Below are 25,412 nucleotides of genomic sequence, written 5' to 3'. Positions count from 1 at the left end.
CTCAGAACGCTACCGCGGGTTGCGGTGATGGCGGCGCGGGCTTCGGTAATCGATGCGTTCCACCTCGACGGCAACCGACAGCGTCGCCGGGTCGCCCGGTGCGGTTACCACCCCGCGCAAGGGTGCGACGTCGCTGTACTCGCGCCCCCACGCGACGGTGATGTGGTGGGCGGGTTCGACGAGGCCGTTGGTGGGGTCGAGGTCGATCCAGATCCCGTCACCCGACAGCACCGAAACCCAGGCGTGTGACGCATCGGCACCTGCGAGCGCGTCGGTTCCATCCGGAGGGCGATTCTCGAGGTAGCCCGAGACATACCTGCCGGCCAGACCCATCGACCGTACGCACGCCAACATGAGATGAGCGAAGTCCTGGCACACGCCGCGACGTGTTGCGAACACCACCTCCACCGGTGTCGACACCGTCGTCCAGCCGGGGTCATAGGCGAAGTCATCGAAGATGCGGCGATTGAGCTCCTCGAGCGCCTCGAGCAACGGGCGCCCCGGAGGAAACGACAGCGCTGCATAGTCGCGAACCGACGGCGACGAGGTGACGAAGTCGCTGAACGCCACGAAGTCGGCGAGGAGAGGGTCGGTGGCGCGTTCCACGCCGGAATGCCAATCCGCCTGAGGGTCGGCGAAGCGACGCCGGCCGGAGACCTCCACCTCCGAGGTCGCGGTGACCTCGAACAACACGTGAGGTTCTTCGATGCAGAAGTACGTGAATCGGTTGCCGAACACGTCGACATGGCCCGCACGGTCCGCTGGCGTCGGAGTGACGAGGAGTTCGTGGGACCGCACTCGTTGCCCCGGACAGTCCCGTGGGGTGAGATAGGCGAGGTGATAGCCCATCACGACCGGGAGCCGGCTGCGGTATGCCGTCGTGTGCGACACCCGAAATCTCATGCGCTTGCCTGGCCAACGGACGCCACGCCGGCAGCCTCGGTGGGTAGGCGGGACCCTTCAAGATGCCGCGAGCTGAGTTGCACGAAGTACGTGAGGTCGATGTCCTCGGCCACGGCGTCGATGGCCGTGGTGAGGCCGGTGGTGAACTCGCTCAACGAGCGGCGGGTTCGGTCTGCTCCCACCGCCGCGAGCGCCTCCACATTCGCGCCCTGGAGCGACTCGAGCAGCGCCGCACACTGTTGCGCCGCCGGCGACCGGTTGGGTCCGGCGCCGCGCAACGAGTGCAAGTGATCGAGAGCCCGCGTCAACCCGGCGAGATTGCCACATACCGAATGCGGGTTCGAGGTGTCGCACAGCAACAGGTCGATGAGGAGCGACGGATCGACGTCGCTTCGGTAGCGACGTCGATACGCAAAGACCCCGTCCCAGGTGCCCAGGAGCGCGTTCCACACCGAGGCTGCGATCTCCTCCGGCGGGTCGCGCTGCAACGTCGCTCCGATCGAGCCGGTCGCGAGTTGGGCGCCCTCGACGCGACGCCCGAGGTCGAGGAACCACCATCCTGGGTCTCGCACCATCGACTCGGCGATCAACGCCGACAGCTCGAGCAACGGTGAGAACGTGTCGAGTGCGTCCTGGGTGGTCGACACGTTGCCGTCGTTCAGCAGTGACCGGTACCGTTCGGTGATTCGCTGAAGGGCTCGCCACGAGTCGGCGGAGAAGAGCTGACGAACGGATTCGACGTTGCTCAACAAGTAGTACAACGACGAAGCGAGGCTCCGCGGGCGCCCGCTGTCGGTGAGCGCGGCGGGGAGCACCTCGTTGGTCAGGCGGCCGCGGCCGTCGCCGACGAACGATGGATTCGGTGCGGCGCCGACGATCGAGTCGATCAGGAGGTCGATTCCCGCATCGACCATCGGGCTCGTGTCGGACCACAGGTCGTGGCGGGACTCGTGGAGCAATGCGACCGAGCGGACAAGGCGCACCGTGGTGAGGGCACGCTCGAGGTTGCGGCCGATCCAGTACATGGAAGCTGCGGCCCGGCTGGTGATCGAGTCGCGCAGATCGACGGGAGGCTGACGGGTGGCGGCGACGACGACCTGGCGGGGATTCATGTCGGACGCGACGCCTTCGGCCTCATAGACCCAGGTGTCTTTCACCCTGACGGGAGCATCGAAGGTGATGGCGTCGGTGGTCGTGGCGGTGATCGACAACCCGCCCGGCATGGCTTCGAATCCGGAATTGCCGGCGACCAGGTAGGCCCGCGTGACCACCGGAGCATGCGTCAGCCGGTCTCCGTCGAAAACGGCCTGTGGCTCGAACTCGACTTCTTGTTGGCCGACGAAGCGATGTGGAGCGGCCTCGATCTCGCTCGCGAGCAGCGCCCGCTCGTCGCTCGACAGCATGCGGCCGAACAGGGTCCGCCGACCGGAGCCGCCACCGCTGGAGCGGATCAGCAATCGGTCGAGGTTGGCCAGGACGTGGCGTCGGTGCTGGTCGTTGGCGCACCACCAGGTCGGGGCGGCCTCGATCAACGGGTCTTCTCCCAGCAGGGTCCGGGTGAGTTCGGGGAGGAAGTGCAGCAGGGCGGTCGACTCTCCGATTCCCGACCCGAGTGGGTTGGCGAGTGTGACCGTGCCGCGGCGACAGGCCTCGACCAGCCCGGGCACCCCTGCCTCGGTGCTCGTGGCGAGCTCGAGCGGATCGCAACGCTCCGAGGAGACGAGCCGCATGATGACATGAACCCGCTCAAGCCCGGTCACCGATTTGAGCCACACGCGTCCGTCGCGCACGGTGAGGTCGGGCGGTTCGACGAGGGTGAACCCGAGGCGTCGAGCCAGGTAGGTGTGTTCTGGGTGGGCGAGAGCGGCGGAACCAGGGGTCATGATGACGGCACGGGAGCGTTCGCTTTGCGGCGGAGCGATCGCGCCGAGCGCATGGCGCAGCTTCGACAGCCACGGTTCGATCGCAGCGACACGGTCCTCGACGATCGCATCCGGCCGGGTTCGCGCCATCACCTCGCGCATCTGGACAGCCTGGGCGATCCCGGTCGGCATCTGTGTCCGATCGGCGAGGACCGTCAGATCCCCGGTCGTGGTGCGAGCGAGATCGCACGCGTAGAACACCAGGGGGCCCTGGCCGGATGACGCCGTGCCAACGCACTGGCGTAGGTACTCGTGATGGGTGACGATCGCCTCGGTCGGCAGGTGGCCGCCGGCGAGGAGACGCTGGGCGCCGAACAGGTCGGTCAGCACCATTTCCAGCACCCGCGCCCGCTGCTCGAGCGCCGCGCTGATCCGGTGCCATTCACGGCGCTCGATCGGCAGCGGGACAGGGTCGAGCCGTGCTCGCCGGATGTCGTCGCCGCCGGCGTCGGAGAGCGCAGCACCGTCGGAGAGCGCAGCGCCGTCGTTGAACGGGGCGGCGATGTGGTCGAATCCGACCGCATCGCCGAATTCGTCGATGGCGCGACGAATCTGGATGGCGTTCGCCTGAAGGCCTCGGAGATCCGGCGCGTGTTCCACGTGACGGGGGAGCGGGACGCGCCGGGTCACACCAGCGCCTGCCGGGCGCCTGCAGGGGCTTCGAAGGACCCGATGGTGAAGTACGTCTCAGTGAGTTCGTGATGCAACGCGCCGATGCCCCGCTGCGCCTCGTCGAGCCACACCCGCAGGGTTGCGGCCTCCATCGGGCGTTCCGGGCGTTCCGCGATCTCCCGCTTCAGGTCGTGCACGGTGCGCACGAGCGCCTCGCTGCGTGGCAGGTGCACGATCAGGCCGGCCGCGGTGCCGAGACAGTGGGCGACCGATCGGGGGAAGTCCTCATTGTCGATCAGGAAGGTGACGACCGAATCCGCGTCGGTCGGTCCGGGCACCGAACGGGTGAACATGTGCTGGGCACCCAACGCTCGCAGCACTCCCATCCAACGCACGTCCTCATACGGCGACCGGTCGGCGGGCGGAACCGGCGCCTTCGCGCTCTGTGACAGCAGGCCGGCGGCGCGCACGTCGAGCACTCGAGTGGTCATGTCGCAGCGCTCTACGGTTCGGCCGAGTTCGTGAAACCGGAAGGTGTCGTCGCGGCCCATGGTCCCCGACACGATGCCGACGATTCGTTGGCAGCTCTCGATCACGGCGAAGCACAGGTCGAGGCGTTCGGATCTCGACGCGCACAGCGGGGCGCCGGCGATGAGCTGGGATCGAAGCCCGTCGACGGCCTCCCACAGCGGTGCCGGAAGCAACTGGCGGGTGACGCGAAGATTCTCCCGGGCGTTCGCGGCAGTGCGCACCAGCGAGGTCGGGTTCGCGATGTCCGCGACGAGGTGGCAGATCACGCTCGATTCGTCGCAACGACCGTACCGGTCGGTGTGGGACAGTTCGGTGCCCGTGATGGCCAGGAGTGCTCCCCAGTCGCGGTCGACCTCGACAGGAAGGTCGACGAGTAACTTGGTGTGTTCGGCGATGATGCGAGCGACGGTTTCGATCCGCTCGAGGTGTCGCCCGAGCCAGTAGAGGTTCTCGGCGGTGCGGGACAAAAGCATCAGGGCTCCTTGGTGTTGGTCGTGTCGGTTCTGGCGAGGGATGTGGCGGGCTGGGTGCCGTCGCGGCGTCGCTGCGATGGCGGCGCCGACCTCGGCGAGCTCGGCGGGCCCGGCCTTCGGTCCGATCACGATGCCGGTTCCGCCCGATTCGTTGGCCGGCTTGACGACGAGTTCGGCGAGATGGTCGAGCACGTAAGCCCGGTCGTCGGGGTCTGCGCAGTGATACGTGGGAACGTTCGCGAGTATGGGTTCGGCGTCGAGGTAGAAGCGGATCATGTCGGGCACGTACGCGTAGACCGCCTTGTCGTCCGCGACCCCGGTTCCGGGGGCGTTCGCGATCGCGACGGTGCCGGCGCGCCAGGCCTCCATCAACCGGAGGCACCCGAGCGCGGAATCAGGCCGAAAGGCGAGCGGATCGAGAAACTCGTCGTCGACGCGTCGGTAGATGACGTCCACCGGCACCGGCCCGCCGATCGTGCGCATCGTGACCAACAGGTCGTCGTCGACCTGAAGGTCGTTACCTTCGACGAGGGCGACGCCCATCTGGCGGGCGAGAAACGAATGCTCGAAGTACGCGGAGTTGTACACCCCCGGCGTGAGCACGGCGATCGTCGCCGTCTCTCCCTCGGGGCTGAGCGATCCCAGCACCCGTCGGAGACGATCGGGATAGGCGTCCACCGGCAGGATTGACTGATTGGCGAAGAGCTCAGGAAAGACCCGTTTGGTGGTCTCGCGGTTCTCGAGCATGTAGGAGACCCCCGAGGGGACACGCAGGTTGTCCTCGAGGACGTAGAAGGCCCCGTCATCGCCACGCACGAGGTCGCTGCCGCAGATGTGGGCCCACACCCCGTGGGCCGGATGAACCCCCTCGCATTGGCGGCGGTATCCGGGGGAGTTCTCGACGAGGCTCCACGGCACGATGCCCTCGGCGAAGATTCGGCGGTCGTTGTAGACATCGTCGATGAAGCGGTTGAGCGCCTGCAGCCGCTGGACCAATCCGGCGTCGATTCGATCCCACGTGCGTCGGGCGATGACGCGGGGGACGATGTCGAAGGGCCATGCACGATCGATACCGGCACCCTCGGAGTAGACGGTGAAGGTGATTCCTGCCGCTTCAATGCCGACGTCCGCAGCGTGTTGACGCATCGCGAGCTCATCGATCCCGAGACGTTCGAGGTGATCGACGAGCGCTTGGGCTTCGGCGCGTGGTGCGCCGTCGGGAGCGATCAGCTCATCGAAGCTCGTCATCTCGTAGTCGTCGAAGGTCACGACTGCGTTCTAAGTCGGCGATGTGTATCGGCGATTCGAGGGTGGTTACGGCCCTGTGAACATGAGGTGCGGTGGGTTTGATAAACCGTGAGCCATGGCTGTAGCGCTCGACGATTTTCCGTATCACCAGGCTCCGGTTTCGATGGAGTTCGTCGCGTCGAGTGATCGCAACTTCTACGACCGTTACTACTTCAACGCCCACGACCGCACCGGCGACATCTTCGTGATCAGCGGGCTCGGTATCTACCCCAACCTCGGAGTCGTCGACGCGTTCGTGACGGTGCGGATCGGCGATCGTCAACACACGGTTCGGTTCTCCGACGCGCATGACGGCAACCGCGAGTCACGCGTTGGTCCGTACCGGATCGAGGTTGTCGAACCGCTCCGGACGCTTCGCATCGTGTCCGACAGCGACGCTCACGGCGTTGGAGTGGACCTGACCTGGAACGGCATGTTCCCCGTGGTCGACGAGGCCCCGCATCAGCTTCGCCACGACGGCCGGTTGATCCTCGACGCTCAACGGTTCGCCCAAGTCGGCACGTGGTCGGGAGAGATCCGCGTCGAGGGCCGAACCATCACCGTCGATCCCGAGAAATGGATCGGGACCCGAGACCGTTCGTGGGGGATCCGTCCGGTCGGTGAGCCCGAGCCGGCCGGTCGTTCCGCCGCCGAGGCAGACCCTCATTACGGGTTCTGGTGGACCTACCTTCCCTTTGGATTCGACGACTTCACCGTCGTGGTGATCGCCCAGGAGGACGGAGCGGGGATCCGTTCGCTCAGCGATGCGGTACGGGTGTGGGGGCCGGGCTCGGATCGAGGTCGAGAGCTGCTCGGGTGGCCCGAGTTCCGCTACACCTATCGCCCCGGCAGCCGCGATGTTCAACAGGTCGAGGTGTCGCTACGCGATGTCGATGGCTCGCCGATGACGATGGTGTGCGAGTCGCTCGGGTACGTGGCGCTCAACAGCGGCCCCGGATACGGCGGCGACCCCGACTGGGGACACGGCCAATGGCGCGGCCGCAACTGGGCCGAGGGCGTGGTGGCCGACATGACCGACCCCGAGGTGCTCGGTCGGCTTCCCTTCGGCGTGGTGGACCACGTTGGGCGAGCGGTGCTCACCGAGGCATCGGGAGCGACCCATGAGGGGTGGGGCCTGCTCGAACACGGCACGATCGGCGCTCACGCACCGACCGGGTTTACGGACTTCTTCACCGTGGCGTAGGTGGATTCACCGTGGCGTAGGCGGAACCGGGCGCAGGGAGTTGAGTTCGACGACGTTGCCGCGCACGATCTTCGAAACGTCCTCGTTCGCGAGCCCTTCGAGTTCGCGCAGGTAGTCGAGCGGTTCGGGCATGCCCTCGATGTGAGGCCAGTCCGACCCGAACAGCACCCGATCCGCGCCGACCAGATCGACGACCTCGGAGATGTCGTCCTCCCAGAACGGGTTGATCCAGATGTGCTCTTTGAAGGCATCCACGGGGTGATCGGCGAACCAGCCCGCCATCTTGTTCGCCGTGGCGTCGAGCTTGGAGAACAGCCCGCGCAGGAACCCCGACCCGTTCTCGACCGACGCGATGCGCAGGTTGGGGAACTTGGCGAAGTGCTGATCGCACACGAGCGATGCCAAGAAGTCCTCGATCGGTCGTTCGAGTTGGGTGAACTTGATCGGTTGGGGAACCCCACCCTTGAAGTTGGAGGTGAACCCGTCGTCGGCGTAGCCGTTGGAGCTGTATCCCGAATCGCCGGCATGCACGACGACGGTGATCCCGGCCTCGTTCGCCAATGCCCAAAAGGGATCGAACTCGGGGGCGGTGGGTGGCCGCATCCCGCCAGCGGTGGTCGTCGCCGCGGGACGCATCACCACCGTCGTCGCCCCGTGGTCGAGCGCGAACCGGAGTTCGTCGACCGCCGCGTCGATGCGGGCGAGGCTGATGTACGGCGCCGCGAAGATCCGGTCCTTGAAGTTGAAGCCCCAGTCGTCGAGCACCCACCGGTTGAACGCCTTGAACGCCACCGCCACGGCCTCGGGGTCGTGGCGTAACTGCTCCTCGTAGATCATCCCGAGCGTTGGGAACATCCACACCGCATCGAGTCCGTGCTCGTCGAGTTGGGCGATGCGCGCCTCGCGGTCTCGATAGCACGGGTGGATCGGCTCGCGTGCCTTCAACAACTCGATCGGGTCGTCACCGTTCGGATTGCCACGGAAGTACTCCGCTAGCACGCCCGGTTTCGCCACGGGGTCGAACGTCGCGTTGACCACCGCATAGCTCACCTTGCCGCCGACGACGTGGTATTTGCGCCCACCGATGTCGGCCCACTGGATACAACGCTGCTCCCATCCCGCGGGGAGGTGGCGGGTGAACGCGTCGAGGGCTTCGTAGTAGTGGTTGTCGGCGTCGAAGGGGCGAAGCGTCCCTGTGGCAGTGGTCGAGGCATCGCTCATCGCTCCAGCTTGGTGCGCAGTCGACCGTGCGGCCAACCGCGCATTCACCGCGCGCTGGGTGCGTGAGGGTGCGGCGTCGCCACGACGTCGCTGCATTGCAGGGGCGTCGTCCGACTCCGACCGGGACGCGCTTGACGCCGCCACGACTTCGGGGTCAACGTCGTGGTGCGAGTCTGTCCCCCGAATCCGGTGGCCAGGCCCGTACGGGGAATGGAACCGAGGGACGGTACTGAGGTGACCGGGAGGGGCGCAGTGACGAAGTTGAACCGACGCGATCTGTTGCGGGTCGGGGCTGGGGGAGTGGGCACGGTCGTGTTCGGTATCGCCAGCGGCTGTGCCGCGAACTACGTGCCGCCGCCGAACGGGACGCCGTTCACCCTCGGAGTCATGTCCGGGTTGCACGCCCCCGACGCGGTCGTGCTGTGGACCCGTCTCGACCCGACCCAGGCCGCTGGTACGACCACCGTCAGCTGGCAGATCGCCACCGACCCGGCGATGTCGACGGTGATTCGGCGGGGGTCCTCGAGCGCAGATCCGTCGCGGGATCACACCGTGAAGGTGCTCGTCGAGGGCCTCGAACCCGACCGCTCCTACTGGTACCGCTTCGACGTCGATGGCGTTGCCAGCCGGGTCGGACGCGCTCGGACCCTTCCCAGTCCGGGCGCTGCGGTGCGGTCGCTGTCGGTGGTCGTGGCCTCGTGTCAGAACTGGGCGAATGGCTGGTATCACGCCTGGAAGGGGATCGCCGCCGAAGACGTCGACGCCGTGTTGTGGCTCGGCGACTACATCTACGAAAGCGGCACGTCGGTGTTGTCGGCTCGTGTCGACAGCGTTGGCGAGGCCACGACGCTCGAGCAGTACCGGGCCAAGTATCGGATGTATCGCAGCGACCCGGCGCTCCAAGACGGCCACGCCGCGCATCCGTTCGTGCCGGTTCGCGATGACCACGAACTGTTCAATGACTGCGACCGTTTCTCGATGCTGCAGTTCCCCGAGCGGGCCGCAGCGTCGTATCAGGCGTGGTTCGACTACATGCCGGTGATGCCGATCGACGGTACACGCGTCTACCGTTCCTATCGCTGGGGCGACCTCGCCGTGATCCCGATGCTCGACAGTCGCCAGTACCGCGATCGCGGGGCGAACGGCTTTCAGGGTTCGACCAAGCCCCCCATCGTCGGAATCGGCGACGTGGTCCGCGAGGCGCAACTCCCCGGCCGGTCGATGCTGGGAGAGGAGCAGCGGGGGTGGCTGCTCGACACCATCGATGAGGCCCAAGCCGAGGGTGTTCGCTGGAAGCTGCTCGGCAACCCGGTGATGATGACACCGACGCGGGCGATCGATCTCGACGAACCCGGCATCCGGAAACTGTTCCCCGACCTTCCTCGCAACGAAGGCCTGTTCATCAACATGGACGCGTGGAACTCCTATCTCTGGGAACGGCAGTTGCTGTTCGACCACTGGCACGCGAACTCGGTCGACTCGATCGCGGTGCTGACCGGCGACATCCACAGCTTCTGGCGGGCGCGGCAACGGCTCGATATGGAGGACGAGGCCTCGCCGGTCGTCGCGACCGAGTACGTCACCGGCTCGATCTCGTCGACGACTCCCAACATCTTGCGCACCCCCGAGTTCGGGCGGTTCCTTGAATCGGGCCCCGTGCAGTGGATTCCACGGTTCGACTACGTCGATTTTCGTCACAACGGCTATGGGGTTGTGCGAGCGACGCCGGAGCGCCTCGACGTGCAGTTCCGCCGCACGCTGGCGACCGAACGGTACGCCAGCGTGACCGACGGTATGTCCTTCAGCGAGTACTTCAGCGAGTACTGATACCCGGCAGTTCCTACTCGCCAGCACCAGCACCAGCACCGGCACCGTGTGCGGGCGCGCCAACACACCCCGGGCGGGGCCGTTGACAGGGTTGACAGGGTTCGTCCCCTTGAGGGTGCATCGCTCGTTTCGGTCACTGCCGGTTCATTGGCGTATCGGTGGTTGGGGTGGTTTGGTCGGGGTGAGTGAGAGTTGCCCGACTGTGGGGCGCCGGGCCCTCGTCGCTCCTCCGGTTCGTCCGGTCCTGCCCGAGCCTCGGCCTGTGCTTGACCGGCGGGCGTCGTGGGGTCGGTACATGCGGGTGTTGGGGGTGGCGGCCATGCGGTCGTAGCGGCGCCGGATCGTGTCGATCGCTTCGCCCAAATCGACGGTTCCGCCGCGGACTTTCACCTTCGGTCGGGCCGGGGGTTCGGGTTCTGCCGCGAGTTCTTCGGGGATGGCGCCTTGGCGTTGAACACCGTGTTGTTGACCCCAGATCGTGATGCCACAGGGGTGGGTGTAGAGGGTCCATCCGTCGGTGGTGATGTGCATGGCCCATCCGACGCGGTGTACGAGTCCGTGGTGGTGTCGGCACAGACACGCCAGGTTGTTCACCGCGGTGGCACCGCCGTTGCGGTGATGGCGAACATGGTGGGCTTCGGTGTGGTGTGCGGGTGCATCACAGCCGGGGAAACAACACCCCCCATCGCGTGCCGCCAACGCGGCGCGTTGAGCGTCGGTGGCGAGCCGCACGGAGTGGCCGACATCGAGCGGTTGGCCCAACGAGTCCAACAGCACAGCGCGGAGTTCTGGGTCACACATCATCCGTTCGATCACGTCCGCGGTGAGTGGATCGCCCGTAGGCGAATACGCGCGTGGTTGGCCGTGTTCGTCGGCCTGCAGAATCACTGACACTTCTGCGGTTCCTGGCCGGTAGTTGCCCGACAGGGTGAACTGGGTGCCGAACCGGCACAGGTCCATCAACGCTTTGGCCCGCAACTGCGATTCTGATGTTGTCGGTGACCCGCCGAACTGTTCAGCGTCGTTTCGAACCTGTTTGCGGTGACGTGCGGTGGCGTCGTTGATGGCTTGGCGGACGACTTCGGCGTAGTCGCCGAAGAACTCTCCGACGATTTCCACACCGATGACACCGTCGGGGCCGTGGATGTCGCGTAGGTCGAGCCAGGATTCTTCTGCTGGTGGGGCGGGTTCGGTGCCGTCGGTGTCGACGAGGCGTGCCAACGCGGCGATGACCTTTTCCCATTTCGCGAACGTCAAATGCTCCGCGAGGTCGAGCATTGGTCCGGCGTTGTCGGACCAGGTGGGTTCGATACGCGGGTTCGACCACCGTCCGATCACGACCAGGTGATCAAACCCGACGACACCGGAACGCAGCCGGTCCAACACCTCGGGCCGATACCGGCGTCGCACCGCCCGAGCCACCGACACCCGTCGGGCCGCGGTCACCCCCGAACAGCGGGCGGTCTTGGACACCCACGCTTTGGTGGACAGGCCCTCGACGACGTCGGTCATCCCAACAGCATCCAACTCCCCGAGCGCGTCGATCATGTGCAGATCCAAACGGCGTTGCAGCTCGAACAGGACCGCAACATCGTCGATCCCGGAACCCAGGTTATTCAGTTCGCTGTCGAAGCCCTCGAACATATGTATGACTTTAAACGAGACCCCTGACAACGAAGATCCGTCGCCACTCGAATTTCAGGAGAATTTCTTGAGTCGCCCACCGGTCGCGTCGAAGAACTCATCGTCGCGGCACTGGGGAGTGTGGGGGCCGGTTGGGAAACCACCGGCCCCTCACGCGCTGATCTGACCCGCCAGCACATCGAGGAGCGCGGGGTCCTCTCCGAAGATCGGGTTCAGGCGGACCATCTCGCGGCCCAGTTCGGCGTTGATGGCGTCGACGAGCGCGGGCAGATCCTCTCGTGCGTGGCGACCTGGAGCCAGCAGGTAGGGCACGACCACGGCTCGGCGCCAGCCCTCACGCCAGAGGTTGAGCGCTGTTTCGCGCAGGTCCGGCATCGCCAGTTCGAGGAAGGCTGGCTCGACACGGCGCCCGGTACGAGCGGCGAGCTCGCGACAGATGCGCCGGTGCCACTCATTTGCCTCGGCGGCGCGGCTTCCGTGTGCGAACAAGATGACGGCCTCGGACTCGGCGCCCGGTGCGGGCTTGGCCGCGCCGTCGATCCCCGGCTCCAACTCCACACGTTCGCCCGGGCCGTCGGCGGGCTCGTTGGCGGCATCGTCGTTCACCGCGACAACCTTAGGACGTGACTTTGCCGGAGCCGGTCGACGGCGAACACCACTACGGCGGCGACGCTCCGGCGTCGAACGATGACATCGGTGTCGGTCCGCACCCTCAGCCCTGGCCGACCGGCGAGCACTACGACCCCGAACTCCTGGCCACCGGCGACCGCCGCAACGTGATCGATCGGTACCGGTACTGGCGACTCGATGCGATCGTCTCCGACCTCGACACCCGTCGGCACCCCTATCACGTCGCTATCGAGAACTGGGAACACGACTTCAACATCGGCACGGTCGTTCGCAACGCCAACGCCTTCATGGCGGCCGAGGTCCACATCGTGGGTAAGAAGCGTTGGAACCGACGGGGGGCGATGGTGACGGATCGCTACCAGCACGTTCGTCACCACGCAACGGTCGACGAGTTCGCTTCGTGGTGTGGCACCGCTGAGTTGGCGATTATCGGGATCGACAATCTTCCCGGGTCGGTCCCCATCGAGACGGCGGAGCTTCCGCGGCGCTGTGTGCTGGTGTTCGGGCAGGAAGGGCCGGGGTTGTCCGAGGTCATGCGGGAGGCCGCTGCGATGACGTGTTCGATCGCCCAGTTCGGCTCGACCCGAAGCATCAACGCAGGGGTGGCGTCGGGTATTGCCATGCACTTGTGGCTCATGCGCCACGCAGGCCTCGACCGAAGCCTCGACGCAGGCCCCGACGCGGGGCGCTCCTAGCCGCGGATGGCGTCACCCACCCGTTGCCCGTAGGAGAGCTCGAGATTGTGGCCGTCGGGGTCGACGATGATGCCCCAGTAGCCGACCGGTTCGTCGTCGGCACACGGACCGATGATCGTGAGCCCGGCTTGGGCGGCCTCCACGAGGCGACGGTCGACGTCGTCGACCGAAACGCACGCAACCCCGAGGTGCGCCCAACCGCCGAGTTGTCCGCGACCGGCGCCGGTGTCGGTCTCCAGTAACACGATCGCGAACGGGCGCAGAAGATCGGACATCCAGGCGACGCGTCCGCCGACTGGGTTCCCGGACTCTGCGTCGCTCACGGACGATTCCTCGCGGCGATGAACGACGTCCAACCGGGCGAAACGTCGGTAGAACTCGATACTCGCATCGAGGTCGCGCACCGGCAGCGCGATATGGGACAAACCGAGGTCCGGCTCACTCATTTCGTTGTTACTCCCAGCAGCGTCAGGGGGTACGCGCAAGGCCGAGGGTAGTAGCTCGGGCGGTAGCCTTCGGACCATGGAAGAGCTTGATGTCGCCGGCCTGTTTTCCCTCGAAGGACGCGTCGCTGTCGTCACCGGAGCGTCGTCGGGGTTGGGACATCGTTTCGCCCGAGTCCTGCACGCTGCCGGCGCGACGGTCGTGGTAGCGGCCCGCCGACTCGACCGGCTCGAGGCCCTACGCGACGGGCTCGACGACCGCATCGTGCCGGTCGCGTGTGACATGGGCGACGATGACCAAGTCATCGCTCTCGCCGAGCAGGCCAACTCGATTCGCGGATCGGTCGACGTGCTGGTGAACAACGCCGGTGTCGGTGGCGACACCGCGGCTGAGACGTTCGAGATGGACGACTGGCGGTGGCAAATGCGCGTCAACATCGACTCGCTCTTTCTGTTGAGCCAACAGATCGCCATACCGATGATCGAACGTGGGAAGGGTTCGATCATCAACATCAGTTCGATTCTCGGCCTGGTCGCGGCCGCCCCGATCAAGCAGGCCGCCTATACGGCATCGAAGGGTGCCGTGGTGAACCTGACACGCCAGCTCGGCGCCGAATGGGGGCGCAAGGGGGTGCGTGTGAACAGCATCGCCCCCGGGTGGTTCATGAGCGAGATGACCGCGGAGGACATGTTCGGCGACGAGAGTTCGATGGCGTTCATTCGCCGCAACGCGCCGATGGGTCGTGCCGGGGAGGAACACGAACTCGATGGTGCGTTGCTGTTCCTCGCTTCCGACGCGTCGACCTATGTGACGGGTCAGATCCTGGCCGTTGACGGGGGTTGGACCGCCCGCTGAGTGTTTTGGTCGATCTGTCGGGCCACGCGGGTGGCGGCAGGCACTGCAACGGCTCCGGCTTCGCGGCGGGTGATTGCCCCCAGTCGTCTTGATCAGCGTTCCCTCTCGACGTCAGTTGCGATCACACCGTCCGGACGCAAGAGTCGCTTGAGTGCTGTGGTGGCACGAACGGGTGTGGGACCTCCAGAATGAGATGGATTCGACACCTCAAGGTCTGATCCCGTCCCGTGCGCGTCACGCGGACCCATCCAACTACACCACAACCCTGCCACGACACGGACTCCGGCCAATCACCCACCCACACTTGGGTCAGGAGAGCCACATTTCAGCCCTTCATCAGAGGGTTAGAACACAACTAACTACCCCTGCCACAAAGCCTGACAGGCGACAGTAGAACGACGACGGTTCCGGTTCGACCGGCGAGGAACTGCCCGACACGCTCCTTCGCTTCTTTGAAACCGCACTCCCCTCGCTCAGGCGTATCGATGCCAACGACCCGAACGCGCTGACCGTTGACATCGAGGGTGTCGCCATCAACCACGTGGTCGACGGCACCTGTTCGGCACCCTGAAACAATCAGCACAAGCGATGCCGACATCGTTACTGTCGCCACGCGTAAGGACTGCTTGGACTTGGTTTTGTTCCCGCTCACGGTGCTCACGGTGCGGCAACAACTTCGAATACGACACTCGACCGAAACGCGGAAGCCGCCGATACCGTGATCGGTATCGACGGAACCTTTGGAGGGACCATGAAGACTCAACGCCTTACTGTCGCGATTATCGCGACCACGACCACTGGACTGTTCGGACTTAGCGCGTGCAGCGGAAGCGACACCGGCACTGCCAAAACAGCACCGACCACCGCAGCTGCGATCGAATCGACAACCAGCGCAGCCGACCCGTCAACGAGCGCCGTCCCAGAGACGACCACACCCGAAACGACACCCGAAACCGCTCCGATCTCAGACATTCAGACAGGGGTCGACCTCTTCACCACAGCGCTCACCGACCTCAGAATCGAATACACCGAACCGGTGCGCACGGAGGTCCAGATGTCGGGAGCGAAAGCATCGTTCGACATCACGGTCAACGGCTACGACGCCGGCATCCTCATCTTTCCTGCCATCGAATCGCGCGAACGTTGGCAGGAAGTGAGCGACACCTTCGGCGGTGTCCACGTCGCATCCGGTATTGCTGTCCTCACCCTCAATTCGAAGGACGGCATCGCAAACTCGGCCGAGATTGCCCCCAAGATCGCAGCCGCGATCGGCGGCGAAGCCCGAGGCGTCTAAGCCTCAATCCACGGATCCGGTTCATGGGGCGGCGGTGACGGCAGCGAGTGGTCGTCGTCGGGTGTTTCGGCCGCGCTGGCGTGGTTCGGGGCGTGTCGAAGCTGGTGGTCGTGGGTGTCGGGGTTGTCAGCGCGTCGGGGTGGTTCTGCGGTGCGCCGACCGTTGGGTTGGCGTTCAGCCCGAGGGGGCGGGCAGCGCCCGGAGGGCGGTGAGCGTGTCGGTGAACTGCTGTTCCCATGGCCAGTTGAGCGGGAGCCGCAGGGTGGGCCGTCCGGAGCGGTTCACGAGCGTCGCGGCAACGGCGATCAGACGGGTCCGTATCGTGGCGTGGGTCAACACGACACGGTCGGCGCTGGTGTCGCCGAGGAGGCCGGTCCAGCGGCTCAGATTGTGGGCGAGCACGGCGCAGGCGAGCCAGGCGGTGTTAGCGGAGTAGTGCCCTGAGGGGCAGTGCTGCAGCCCGGCGCCTTCTTTCAGGTCACGGATCGCGAGTTCGACCACAGCATGGTTGCGGTGGAACGCGTCCGTGGCGACAGCGTCTCGGGTGGTGTTGGTGATGAACGCGTGGTGACGCCAGTTCGGGAACAGGTCCGCTTGTTTGCCGACCAGGCGGGTGCGCCGCACCACGAGTCGAACCGTCCGGGTCTTGTTGCCGCGGCCGGTCGTGTAGCTGGTTTCGGCGACCTGGGCTTTGCCGCCGAGGGTGTAGTCGATATCGACCCAGCGGTCCTCGGGGATCTGCGCGATCGCAGCACGAATCGAGGCGTGTTGAGTGACGGTGATCGACCACAACACAGCGTGACGATCGAGGATGTCGACGAGTTTCCAAGACCAGAACCCCGAATCGGCTCGCAACGTGATCTGACCAGTGGCGCCGGCCCGGCGCAGCCGGGCGACCAACTCGTCGACGAAACGCACAACACCACGCCCTGAGTTGGCGGACCCTTTCCGCATGCGGGCATGGACGATCTCACCGGTCCCGGCGCGGGTAGCGAGCAGCGGGTGATAGCCGAGGGCTTTCGTGTACCCGTACGCGGCGCCTTGTTTCTGTTTGCCGTGAACCTCGGCGATGGTGGAGTCAACATCGATCACTAACGGGTCACTGCCTGGCCCGGCGCCGAGTCGCCACGCACGGGCCAACACCCGGTCCGCGACAGCGTCGAGTTGTCGGAGGTGACCGAACGTGAACGTCCGCAGGAATGTCCCGATCGTCGAGGGGGCCATCACCCGGAACGGCAACACCCGTCGTGTCGACCCGGCGCGGAGGATGTTCACGTGGTCGATGTGGGTTGCGCCGGCGATGATCGCGCATAGCATTGTCAACACTTTCCGTCCCGGTGACGCGGCGCCCGGCTGGGTTGAGTCGAGGCGGACCCACTCGTTGATCAACGCTTTCAGGCCGAGCTTTCGGATCAGCGTTCCGACCAGGATCATCCCGGCGTTCGACATCGAGTTCGGGTCATCGAAGAGCGCGTCGATCCGGTCGATGTTGTGCGAAGATGTGCTCACAGAAAGTGCCTTCCGGAATGGGTGTTTGAACGGCGTCGAGAACCGTCATTCTTCCAGTCCTGGAGGCACTTTCCGCGGACGCGCACACCTCACCCCACGAGACGCACCGGTGGATCAAGGCTGAGATCGCCAGCGTGCCGTTACCGGGAGAGCTTGCAGAGCCCGTTCGGTCACAGCCCCGCGTGTTTGGCTCACGCCTCGTCAGAGAGTGAGGCGTTCGGTCGGCTTGAAGCGTTGGGATGAAGGGCCGGCAACGGTCGTCGGTTTGGTGCCTGAATTCGTCGCGCCTCAGAACTCATCGCCGGTCAGCGTCAATCCCAGATCGACTGCGATTGCCTTGACGGCAGCAAGCCCCGCGCCCTCGCGCAGCGACCCAAGCGCGTCTTGAGATCGGGCGAGCGCCCAGGACGCACGAGACGATCCAACGCGGTCGCAGAACACGACCGCTGCCTCGACCTGGCCGAAGCCTTGCTGTTCCGCCTGCCTCGAATGCCACACGATGCCGTCGACGGCACCGTCGTAGCCGTGCATGGCTTGCGCGACGGTCCTTGTGCAGGGGTAGTGCTCCGCTGGGCTGGTGGTCAGTTGTGAACGCTGGACACCGAGGCGTGCCAACTCGCTGTCGCGTAGGTCGATAAGCAGGAGTTCTCGCGGAGGGAGGACTTGGGCGTGGAGTCGCCCGTGCAGGTCGCGGTGAGCGATCACGTTTGCTCCAGCGGTCGATGACGCGTTGTGGAACACCGTCTCGAGGAGTGCGGTGGCGAGTTGCTGGAAACGGTCGACGGCAACGGGGCAGCCTTGTGGATGCGGGCACGGCGGCATGACCACTTCCACAGGTGCGTTCATGTACCCACGGTGACGGTGGTTTCAGTCGCGGAGAGTTCAGTGGAGGAGAGTTCGGCGGCGTACGCCCGCACTGCCGCCATGGCGCGCTCGGGGTCGGTGGCGAACACCTCCGCCGGCACGTCGCCTGAGAGCCACCCCGATGGGCTCGCCAGCCACGACCACAGTTCCCAACCGTTGAGGCCGAGTGGCGCGAGTGTCTCCACGGCCTGAGTCACGGCGGTGAGATCCCCGTCGATATCGAGGAGGATCTGTGGGACGAGTGTGCGGCCGTCGTGTCTCACGGTGAACAGGCGGTGGCGGTCACGTTCTCGCGCGACGAAGGTGCGAGCGCTGCTTTCAGTGATACCGCGCAATGCGGCAATGTCCTTGTTGGACAACGCTCCGTCGGTGAGCAGGCGATTTCGCAGCACACTGCGTCGCTGGGCCAGTACGGCGTTGGCTTCGGGGAGGGCAAGGATGCGCGCCGAGGTCATTGCAGTCAGGAGTGCATCAGCGTGAACGTTGGTCGGGTCGCGCCGGACCTGTCGACCGTAGGGCCGACGGAGGTCAGACGGTTTCGGGGACCGCTGGGGTGCCCGGGTAGGGCGCCGGATCGCCGGACTTCAACACCTTCGGGGCGTTCCAGCTCATGATGCGTGCCAGGTTGTCGACGATCGGCTGCCAGGTGTCGGGATTCCATCCTTCGGCCAGCCCGACGACCGAACGGTCGAGCGCGACATGCACCAGTGCGGGCAGGTGATTCGCCCCGATCGCCTTGACGAACTCCCGGTCGGGGTCGGCGAAGGTGAGATGACGAGTGGCCAAGTCGCCAAGGAACGACTTGGCGCCGTCCTCGTCCGCAGCGACGACCCAGGCGGTGCGGCAATCGGCCCCCGAAAACTCGTCGAGCACGCGTGCGGCGGCGTCGAGCAGCCAGGAACTCTCGTAGGTATAGGGGTCCAACACGACCGCCACGAGATGGAAGAGCGTCAACTGCGCTTCGGCGGTGCGGTCCTCTCCACCCAGGGGGTGCATCACAAGATCGGCAGGAAGGGTCGTCACGACATCGAAAGATAGCCCACCTCCACCGGGTGAGGCAGATTCGCACGGAGGGTCGCGGCGCTACGATCCGGGCATGCACCCGATCGAACGGCTTCGCTACGTGGCTCGAGCCGATGGCTCACCGCAGTCGACAATCGTCGCCGAGTCGGCCCGGGCGCTGACGGCATTCGCGGATGATCCGGCGGGAATGGTCGCCGCGGTGCAACGGCTGATTGCCCACCACCCGACCGCCGGGGCCATGTGGTGGATGGGTGGGCGGGTGCTCACCGCCCCGAATGGGGCCCGCGAGGCGTTTGCGCTCAGCGAGGAGATCGAGGACGACCCGACCGCTCGTGAGCTCACCAAGGCGCTCGACTCCGAGGTGACGGTACTCGTGGTCGGCTGGCCTCCGGAGATCGGCGAAGCACTCGCCCGTCGAGGCAGCGGGCGAGTCATGGTGGTCGACACCGGGCGCGAGTCCGCCGGCCTACACCAGTTCCTCGACCATCGTGGTGTCGACGTTCTCCTGGTTCCTCTCGAAGGTCTCGCCGCTGCGGTTCGGGCGAGCGACATCGTGGCGATCGAATGCGAGGCCGGAGGCCCAGACGCCGGGCTCTTCGGTGCAGCGTCGGCCTCCGCTGCGGCAGTCGCCCGTTGTGCCGGCGTCGAGGTGTGGGCGACGGTCGGCGTTGGACGGATGTTGCCCCAACGCCTCTGGGACGCGCTGATCGCTCGCTGGGAGCGCGTCGACGAGCCGTGGGAACTCGCCGAGGATCTCGTCGAATGGACGATGACCGACCGTGTGGTCGGACCCGGCGGTCCGATCGAGCCGCACGCCGTGACGACGTTGACGACCGCCGCTTTGGCGCCGGAGCTCCTTCGGTTCTGAAGCAGCGAACTGGGTAGGCTGCCGACGAGGCGCAGCCCGCGCCAACAAGACGTTGAAGGAGACCCGATGGCCGGACGTCGCGACCTGATCCGCATGAACCCCGACGAGGTCTCCGAGTTTCTCGGTGGACGCCGAACCATGAATCTCGCCAGTTACGGTCCCGACGGCAACATCCACCTCGTGGCCATGTGGTACGGGTTCCTTGACTCCACCAACGTGTGGGACCGTGCGGTTGGTTTCGGCGACGGGCACGGCGGGGGCGAGATCGTCATCGAGACTTTCGCAAAGAGCCAGAAGATCAAGAACTTCCAGCGCGACAACCGTTTCACCGCCATCGTCGAGGCCGGCGACCGTTACAACGAACTGCAGGGTGTCGAGTTAGTCGGACGGGTGGAGATCCTCGAAGACCGTGCGACCGTGGTCGAGAGTTGCAAGGCCGTGCTCACCCGCTACGAAGACCTCCCGGACGACGGCGCCATCACCTTCGCCGCGGAGTTCGCTGCCAACAAACGGTTCTGCGTGAAGCTGCACGTCGAAAAGATCGTGAGCTGGGACCACCGCAAGCTCGACACCGACTACTGAGAGCTTCCAGCGATTCGTCGAGAGGCGGACGCACCAAGTCGTCGCCAGCGGAACCATTCGGTAGCTGCGCCGCCGCGTGGTCATCGTCGGCGGTAGGTTGTGTCGATGGGCAGCATCGTTGAATTTCCGAGCAATGGGTCGACCGCACGGGGGTACTACGCCCCGGCCGAAGGTGGCGGGCCCGGAGTCGTCGTCATTCAGGAATGGTGGGGGCTCGTGCCTCACATCGAGGAGGTGTGCGACCGGTTTGCTGCAGCCGGGTTCAGTGCGCTCGCACCCTATCTGTACCACGGCGAGACGACGACAGAACCCGACGAGGCCGGCAAGTTGATGATGGCGCTCAACATCGGCCAGGCGGTCAAGGACATGGCCGGCGCCATCGCCTTCCTGCAGGCCGACGAGTCGGTCACCTCCGAGAAGGTGGGCGTCATCGGATTCTGCATGGGCGGCGGCTTGGCGCTCGTGCTCGCGGCATCGCGACCCGACGCGATCGGCGCCTGCGCACCGTTTTACGGACTCATCCCGTGGGAGGGCGCGACCCCCGACTGGTCGAGCGTCACCGCACCGGTGCGTGGGCACTTCGCCGAACTCGACGGCTTCTTCGGCCCCGACCTTGCCCGAGGGTTGGAAGAGACGATGCGCAACGCCGGCGTCGACGCCCAGATCACGATCCATCCGGGTGTCGAGCACGCCTTCTTCAACGATCATCGTCCCGAGGTGTACAACGCCGAGGCGTCGTCGGCGGCGTGGGACTCGACGTTGGCGTTCTTGTCCGACGCGCTCGGATGAGCGACTCGGACATCGATTCGCCGGTTCGTCGCTACGTCGAACTCGGGCTTCGCCTCGGTCGCCACAATCCCGACATCGTCGATTCCTACTACGGCCCCAAGCAGTGGCGTGATCGGATCGATGCCGAGCCCGTGCGGCCCGCGGAGGAACTGCGCGACGCTGCGGGCGAGTTGATCGCCGAGTTCGATGCCGACACCCACCTCGGATCCGCTCGGGCGCGCTGGCTGCGGAGCCAAACCGTCGGACTTCACACTGTCGCACGACACCTTGCGGGGGAGCGGATCGGGTACCTCGACGAAGTCGAACTCTGTTACGGCGTTCGCCCGGAGCGGATCACCACCGACGAGGTGATGGCCGCTCAGCACGCGCTCGACCGTGCGTTGAAGGGGGCCTCCGATGAAGCGTCCGCCCCGTTGTCGCAGCGGCTGGCAGCCATGCGCGAACGCCACGTGATTCCTGTCGACAAGCTTCGCGGGGTCATCGACAACCTTGCCCAGGAACTTCGTGCCCGAACCCGTGCGGCGTTCGGGCTTCCCGACGAAGAGGGTGTGAGCTTCGATCTGGTGAGCGACAAGCCGTGGTCGGGGTTCAACGTGTACCAGGGTGGTTTCCATTCGCTCGTCACGATCAACACCGACCTGCCGGTGTTGTCGACCTCCATCGCCCATCTCATTGCCCACGAGGCCTACCCGGGCCATCACACCGAGGGATGTCGCAAGGAGCTCGGACTCGTCCGGGAGCGTGGCCAACTGGAACAGTCGATCGCGCTCATCGGCACGCCCTCGTGTCTGTTGGCGGAGGGGCTTGCCGACCTCGGCCTCGAAGCCCTCGTCGGCCCCGACACCCATGCGGCCACCGAACCGATGCTGCGCGACGCGGGTGTTCACATCGAACTCGAGTCGGTGCAGGCGCTGTCAGTGTTTTCCGAGACGCTGGCGCGAGCGCGCGGCACCCTGGCGTTGATGCTGCACGCGGACGCCGCTCCGGTGGACGACGTCGTGCGCACGGCGCAGCAATGGTTCGTCATCGACGAGGCCCGCGCCACGCAGATGGTTCGCTTCCTCACCGATCCGACGTGGCGCGCGTACGTCTTTTGCTACGCCGAAGGTCACCGGCTGTGCCGGGCATTCATGGCGGGTGACCCGCGTCGCTTTGCCCGACTGCTCGACGAGCAATTCACTCCACAGGAACTCGCCGCTGCTGCGTGAAGCCCGGGCGGTCAGGCCTGGTGGTCAGGCCCTGTGCTCAGCCCTTGTGGTTGGCGACGAGTTGGCGGGCGATCACCTTGAGACACAGGGTCTCATCGGCCCCTTCGAAGATCGACAGCACACGGGCATCCACCCAGTAGCGGCTGACGTCGTACTCCTCGGCATAACCCATGCCGCCGTGGATCTGCATGGCCTCGCGGGTGACCCACTCGGCGGCCTTGCAGACGTAGGCCTTGATGAGCGACGCCTCGAGTTTGCCCTGGCCCTTGGCCATCAGGCGGGCGACGTCGTAGGAGAACTGCCGGCTCGCCTGGATCGTCACCGCCATGCGGGTCAGCTTCGCCTGGGTGAGCTGGTACTCGGCGACGGTCTGGCCGAACACCTTGCGCTCATTCGCGTAGTCGACGGCCGCCTCGTAGGCGGCCTGCATGACGCCGAGCGCCCGGGCCGCGGTCTGGAGACGGCCGTTCTCGAAGCCGGCCATCTGGTAGTAGAAGCCGCGGCCGATGCCCCCGTCGAGGCCGATCAGGTTGGTGGCCGGCACGAACCAGTCTTCCAGCGCGATCTCATAGGAGTGCATGCCGCGATAGCCGATGGTGTCGATCGGACGACCCTCCATCTTCCCGCTGCCGGCTCCTTCCATGTCGCTTTGGGAGACCACGAAGCCGTGGCCGTCGCCGCGCAGCTTCGGGCTGATGAACATCGACAGGCCGCGGTGACCGATGGAGCGGTCGGGGTCGGTGCGGGCCAGGATCATCAACACATCGGCACGAGCGCCGAAGGTGCACCACGTCTTGACGCCGTTGATGAGGTAGCCCTCGACGCCGTCGACCGCCGTGGCCGAGGCCGCGACGGTCACGCCCGCCACGTCCGAGCCGTAGTCGGGCTCGGTCACCGCGACCGCGTTCATGACCTCGGCCGTCGCCAGCTTGGGCAGCCATTCGAGTTTCTGTTCCTCGGTGCCGCCCGCCTCGAGGGCGCGGGCGAGGATTTCCGGACGGGTGATGAGCGAACCACCGGCGCCGAGGGAGCCCCGCGAGAGTTCCTCGGTGGCGACCACCATGGCGATGTAATCGGCGTCGGTGCCGGACGCGAACCCGCCGTACTCCTCGGGGATCGACAGCCCGAAGGCGCCCATCTCCGCGAGACCTTCGATGATCTCCTCGGGGATGTCGCCGTTGGAGCGGTGGATGTGCTCGGCGATCGGCTTGAGCTTCTCATCCGCGAAGCGCCGGAAGGTGTCCTGCACCATTTCGAAGTCGTCGGAGAGGTGGCGGGGGCCCTGCTCACCGGCGAGGGAGGCCAGGAACTCGGGCTTGCGATACGTCGACACGAATGAACGGGCGGTATCGAACGCGTCGGATCCGACGCCCCATTCCTCTTCCCGCCCGAACACCTTGCCGGCGATCTCGGCGATCGCGTCGGCGATGAACGCCACGGTGATCTTCGCTTCGATCTCGCCCTTGTCGCCGTAGGAGTTCAACAGGCTCTGGCCCGTCTGCACCGCCGCGGCGCCATGCGCGACGTCATAGGCCAGCACCTGGTTGTCGTCGATGCCGATCTCGGCGAGACGGGCAATGCCCGAGTCGACCACGTTCTGTGCGGCCGAAAGTGCCTGTGCTGCAGCGGTGAGGTCAGTCATGGCTCAGATGTTACCGCCCGGTAACCGACTCCGACAGGTTGCGTGCCGGTGCTGGTGCCGGGTGATGCGCCGTCGACCGGCGCGTGCGGAGGCCGTTCGTCAAACGGGTGCCGAGGTTTTCCTTGACGCGGGAATGTGGATGATTGCTATATTCGGCCACGTCGATTTGACGGGATCTTCGGGCCTCGTTTGGAGCGACATTCAATTGAGGGGCAGGGATTAATATGGCTGGAAAGTGGCGTTTGGCGCGCCGGTTTGCGCTCGCGACCGTCGCGTTGGTGCTCGGGGCTCTTGTCGCCCCGGCGGAGTATGCGGGGGCGCAGGACGACGCGGGATCGGGAGCTCTGCAGCGCTCATTGTTCGTTTCCGGCAGCCCGGCTTTGCCCGGATCCGGGGTGAGTGTATGGGCAGACGGGTGTCCGGCGAATTCGAGCGTATTCCTCAGCCTGTTTACCGCCGATCAGGGCAACCTTCTCGCGCTCAATGTCGTCACCTCGTCCGTGGCCGGTGCGTGGTCGGCGGTCCTGACAGTCCCGGACGATGTCCGGCCGGGGACCTACCTGTTGACGGCGCGGTGCGTGGGAGCTGGCGGCTATTTCGGCTACAACGGATACAACGGCTACAACGGCTACAACGGCTACAACGGCTACAACGGGTACAACGGGTACAACGGGTACAACGGAGCAGGGTTCTACTACGCACCGGCCGAGGTCGTGGTGCGGCCGGGGCCCAACCCGCCAGCGTCTGACGGCGACCTTGAAATCACGCCTGAGGTGATCGCTCCGGGCGCAAACGCACGAGTTCGCGGCGAGGGATGGGCCCCCGGGGAGCAAGTGACGATCGTGTTGTACTCAGATCCAGTGGTGCTGCTTTCGACGACCGCAAACGGGTCCGGCAAGGTCGACGCCGAGGTGACGGTGCCGGCCGCGACCCCCGTCGGGGATCACCACATGTGGGCGATCAACGCGACATCCACGTCGCATCGGCCGCGAGCGCTGAGCGCAGCGGGACGGATCGCTCGGTCCGATTCATCGACCTCATCGACCTCGTCGACCACGACCACTACGACGCCCGCCGGTGCCACCTCGACCACGTCCCCGGGGTCGACCGAAGCAACCGATAGCCCGACCACCACCACGTCGAGCCTCCTGCCCAACACCTCGCCCACGTCGACCTCGCAACCGACCGCGGTCGCGGTTCGCTCGGAGTCGTCCCAGCGAGGCACCGGCGGATCCAGCGGTACGGGAGGCGGTGCATCGCCGATTGCGTTCACCGGTGCATCGTCGGTCGAACTCCTGTTGATCGCGCTCGGCGTGATGTGCCTGGGCGCCTCGGTGATGGTTGGGGTCCGCCGTCGTGTCGCTTCACCGTCGCTACACGACTGA

The 25,412-nt window shown here is 65.8% G+C and carries 22 protein-coding genes; 10 read left to right on the top strand and 12 right to left on the bottom strand.

Annotated elements, in window-relative coordinates; genetic code table 11:
• Positions 1–9: 9 nt before the first annotated feature.
• The 3 genes from M9952_13485 to M9952_13475 are packed head-to-tail and all read right to left on the bottom strand — an operon-like array spanning position 10 to position 5,710.
• Positions 10–903 (bottom strand): transglutaminase family protein, encoded by an 894-nt coding sequence (locus M9952_13485; protein MCO5313938.1) that lies wholly within the window; start codon positions 901–903, stop codon positions 10–12.
• Complete coding sequence (locus tag M9952_13480; GenBank protein MCO5313937.1) at positions 900–3,455, bottom strand: circularly permuted type 2 ATP-grasp protein; 2,556 nt, start codon at positions 3,453–3,455, stop codon at positions 900–902. The genes M9952_13485 and M9952_13480 overlap by 4 nt, the downstream gene beginning before the upstream one ends.
• The gene (locus M9952_13475) at positions 3,452–5,710 is read right to left on the bottom strand and encodes a circularly permuted type 2 ATP-grasp protein (GenBank protein ID MCO5313936.1); all 2,259 of its coding nucleotides are present in this window, start codon (positions 5,708–5,710) and stop codon (positions 3,452–3,454) included. The genes M9952_13480 and M9952_13475 overlap by 4 nt, the downstream gene beginning before the upstream one ends.
• Before the next feature lie 94 nt (positions 5,711–5,804).
• Between M9952_13475 and M9952_13470 the strand changes: the two genes are divergently transcribed.
• Positions 5,805–6,932 (top strand): hypothetical protein, encoded by a 1,128-nt coding sequence (locus M9952_13470; GenBank protein MCO5313935.1) that lies wholly within the window; start codon positions 5,805–5,807, stop codon positions 6,930–6,932.
• Between the two features lie 6 nt (positions 6,933–6,938).
• On the opposite strand, the gene M9952_13465 is transcribed toward M9952_13470, so the two are convergent.
• Entirely contained in the window at positions 6,939–8,153 is a 1,215-nt protein-coding gene (locus tag M9952_13465; GenBank protein MCO5313934.1) for an amidohydrolase, read from the bottom strand.
• Between the two features lie 252 nt (positions 8,154–8,405).
• Between M9952_13465 and M9952_13460 the strand changes: the two genes are divergently transcribed.
• A complete protein-coding gene (locus M9952_13460) occupies positions 8,406–9,980 on the top strand; it encodes an alkaline phosphatase D family protein (protein MCO5313933.1) in 1,575 nt (524 codons plus the stop codon).
• A gap of 144 nt (positions 9,981–10,124) precedes the next feature.
• Here M9952_13460 and M9952_13455 read toward each other — a convergent pair whose 3' ends face one another.
• Together M9952_13455 and M9952_13450 are read right to left on the bottom strand one after the other, a co-directional pair.
• Positions 10,125–11,624 carry an HNH endonuclease gene (locus M9952_13455; protein MCO5313932.1) on the bottom strand — a complete coding sequence of 500 codons (1,500 nt, stop codon included), beginning with the start codon at positions 11,622–11,624 and terminating at the stop codon, positions 10,125–10,127.
• A 150-nt stretch (positions 11,625–11,774) separates the two neighbouring features.
• Positions 11,775–12,230 carry a CbiX/SirB N-terminal domain-containing protein gene (locus tag M9952_13450; protein MCO5313931.1) on the bottom strand — a complete coding sequence of 152 codons (456 nt, stop codon included), beginning with the start codon at positions 12,228–12,230 and terminating at the stop codon, positions 11,775–11,777.
• Between the two features lie 17 nt (positions 12,231–12,247).
• Between M9952_13450 and M9952_13445 the strand changes: the two genes are divergently transcribed.
• Complete coding sequence (locus M9952_13445) at positions 12,248–12,949, top strand: rRNA methyltransferase (GenBank protein ID MCO5313930.1); 702 nt, start codon at positions 12,248–12,250, stop codon at positions 12,947–12,949.
• Here the strand turns inward: M9952_13445 and M9952_13440 are convergent.
• A complete protein-coding gene (locus M9952_13440) occupies positions 12,946–13,395 on the bottom strand; it encodes a VOC family protein (GenBank protein ID MCO5313929.1) in 450 nt (149 codons plus the stop codon). The two genes, M9952_13445 and M9952_13440, sit on opposite strands and share 4 nt — an antisense overlap.
• A gap of 76 nt (positions 13,396–13,471) precedes the next feature.
• Here M9952_13440 and M9952_13435 point away from each other — a divergent pair, with 76 nt between their 5' ends.
• A complete protein-coding gene (locus tag M9952_13435; protein ID MCO5313928.1) occupies positions 13,472–14,248 on the top strand; it encodes an SDR family oxidoreductase in 777 nt (258 codons plus the stop codon).
• Positions 14,249–14,999: 751 nt separating this feature from the next.
• Positions 15,000–15,542 (top strand): hypothetical protein, encoded by a 543-nt coding sequence (locus tag M9952_13430; protein ID MCO5313927.1) that lies wholly within the window; start codon positions 15,000–15,002, stop codon positions 15,540–15,542.
• Positions 15,543–15,716: 174 nt separating this feature from the next.
• Here M9952_13430 and M9952_13425 read toward each other — a convergent pair whose 3' ends face one another.
• From M9952_13425 to M9952_13410, 4 genes are all read right to left on the bottom strand, one after another.
• Complete coding sequence (locus tag M9952_13425) at positions 15,717–17,051, bottom strand: IS1380 family transposase (protein ID MCO5313926.1); 1,335 nt, start codon at positions 17,049–17,051, stop codon at positions 15,717–15,719.
• 288 nt (positions 17,052–17,339) lie between these two features.
• Positions 17,340–17,897: an RES domain-containing protein gene (locus M9952_13420; protein MCO5313925.1), complete on the bottom strand. Its 558-nt coding sequence runs from the start codon at positions 17,895–17,897 to the stop codon at positions 17,340–17,342.
• The gene (locus M9952_13415; GenBank protein MCO5313924.1) at positions 17,894–18,370 is read right to left on the bottom strand and encodes a hypothetical protein; all 477 of its coding nucleotides are present in this window, start codon (positions 18,368–18,370) and stop codon (positions 17,894–17,896) included. Before M9952_13415 ends, M9952_13420 begins: the two co-directional genes overlap by 4 nt.
• Before the next feature lie 73 nt (positions 18,371–18,443).
• Entirely contained in the window at positions 18,444–18,938 is a 495-nt protein-coding gene (locus M9952_13410) for a hypothetical protein (protein MCO5313923.1), read from the bottom strand.
• A gap of 73 nt (positions 18,939–19,011) precedes the next feature.
• On the opposite strand from M9952_13410, the gene M9952_13405 reads away from it, so the two are divergent.
• The 4 genes from M9952_13405 (at position 19,012) to M9952_13390 (ending at position 22,385) form a co-directional block, all read left to right on the top strand.
• On the top strand, positions 19,012–19,806 hold the full coding sequence (locus M9952_13405) for a hypothetical protein (protein MCO5313922.1): 795 nt from the start codon (positions 19,012–19,014) through the stop codon (positions 19,804–19,806).
• 66 nt (positions 19,807–19,872) lie between these two features.
• Positions 19,873–20,388 carry a pyridoxamine 5'-phosphate oxidase family protein gene (locus tag M9952_13400; protein ID MCO5313921.1) on the top strand — a complete coding sequence of 172 codons (516 nt, stop codon included), beginning with the start codon at positions 19,873–19,875 and terminating at the stop codon, positions 20,386–20,388.
• Positions 20,389–20,493: 105 nt separating this feature from the next.
• Complete coding sequence (locus M9952_13395) at positions 20,494–21,177, top strand: dienelactone hydrolase family protein (GenBank protein MCO5313920.1); 684 nt, start codon at positions 20,494–20,496, stop codon at positions 21,175–21,177.
• On the top strand, positions 21,174–22,385 hold the full coding sequence (locus M9952_13390) for a hypothetical protein (protein ID MCO5313919.1): 1,212 nt from the start codon (positions 21,174–21,176) through the stop codon (positions 22,383–22,385). The genes M9952_13395 and M9952_13390 overlap by 4 nt, the downstream gene beginning before the upstream one ends.
• 37 nt (positions 22,386–22,422) lie before the next feature.
• Here the strand turns inward: M9952_13390 and M9952_13385 are convergent, their stop codons facing one another.
• Positions 22,423–24,027, bottom strand: coding sequence for an acyl-CoA/acyl-ACP dehydrogenase (locus M9952_13385; protein MCO5313918.1), 1,605 nt, complete (start codon positions 24,025–24,027; stop codon positions 22,423–22,425).
• Positions 24,028–24,251: 224 nt separating this feature from the next.
• Between M9952_13385 and M9952_13380 the strand changes: the two genes are divergently transcribed.
• Positions 24,252–25,412: a hypothetical protein gene (locus tag M9952_13380; protein MCO5313917.1), complete on the top strand. Its 1,161-nt coding sequence runs from the start codon at positions 24,252–24,254 to the stop codon at positions 25,410–25,412.

The organism is Microthrixaceae bacterium, from assembly GCA_023957975.1.
Taxonomy (GTDB): domain Bacteria; phylum Actinomycetota; class Acidimicrobiia; order Acidimicrobiales; family Microtrichaceae; genus JAMLGM01.
This window is presented reverse-complemented; position numbering and strand designations above follow the sequence as displayed.

Coding starts and splice junctions, on each gene's coding strand:
- M9952_13440 (MCO5313929.1), bottom strand. CDS start 13,395: ATGAGTGAGCCGGACCTCGGTTTGTCCCATATCGCGCTGCCGGTGCGC.
- M9952_13390 (MCO5313919.1), top strand. CDS start 21,174: ATGAGCGACTCGGACATCGATTCGCCGGTTCGTCGCTACGTCGAACTC.
- M9952_13400 (MCO5313921.1), top strand. CDS start 19,873: ATGGCCGGACGTCGCGACCTGATCCGCATGAACCCCGACGAGGTCTCC.
- M9952_13485 (MCO5313938.1), bottom strand. CDS start 903: ATGAGATTTCGGGTGTCGCACACGACGGCATACCGCAGCCGGCTCCCG.
- M9952_13405 (MCO5313922.1), top strand. CDS start 19,012: ATGCACCCGATCGAACGGCTTCGCTACGTGGCTCGAGCCGATGGCTCA.
- M9952_13465 (MCO5313934.1), bottom strand. CDS start 8,153: ATGAGCGATGCCTCGACCACTGCCACAGGGACGCTTCGCCCCTTCGAC.
- M9952_13415 (MCO5313924.1), bottom strand. CDS start 18,370: ATGACCTCGGCGCGCATCCTTGCCCTCCCCGAAGCCAACGCCGTACTG.
- M9952_13420 (MCO5313925.1), bottom strand. CDS start 17,897: ATGAACGCACCTGTGGAAGTGGTCATGCCGCCGTGCCCGCATCCACAA.
- M9952_13385 (MCO5313918.1), bottom strand. CDS start 24,027: ATGACTGACCTCACCGCTGCAGCACAGGCACTTTCGGCCGCACAGAAC.
- M9952_13380 (MCO5313917.1), top strand. CDS start 24,252: ATGGCTGGAAAGTGGCGTTTGGCGCGCCGGTTTGCGCTCGCGACCGTC.
- M9952_13430 (MCO5313927.1), top strand. CDS start 15,000: ATGAAGACTCAACGCCTTACTGTCGCGATTATCGCGACCACGACCACT.
- M9952_13435 (MCO5313928.1), top strand. CDS start 13,472: ATGGAAGAGCTTGATGTCGCCGGCCTGTTTTCCCTCGAAGGACGCGTC.
- M9952_13395 (MCO5313920.1), top strand. CDS start 20,494: ATGGGCAGCATCGTTGAATTTCCGAGCAATGGGTCGACCGCACGGGGG.
- M9952_13455 (MCO5313932.1), bottom strand. CDS start 11,624: ATGTTCGAGGGCTTCGACAGCGAACTGAATAACCTGGGTTCCGGGATC.
- M9952_13470 (MCO5313935.1), top strand. CDS start 5,805: ATGGCTGTAGCGCTCGACGATTTTCCGTATCACCAGGCTCCGGTTTCG.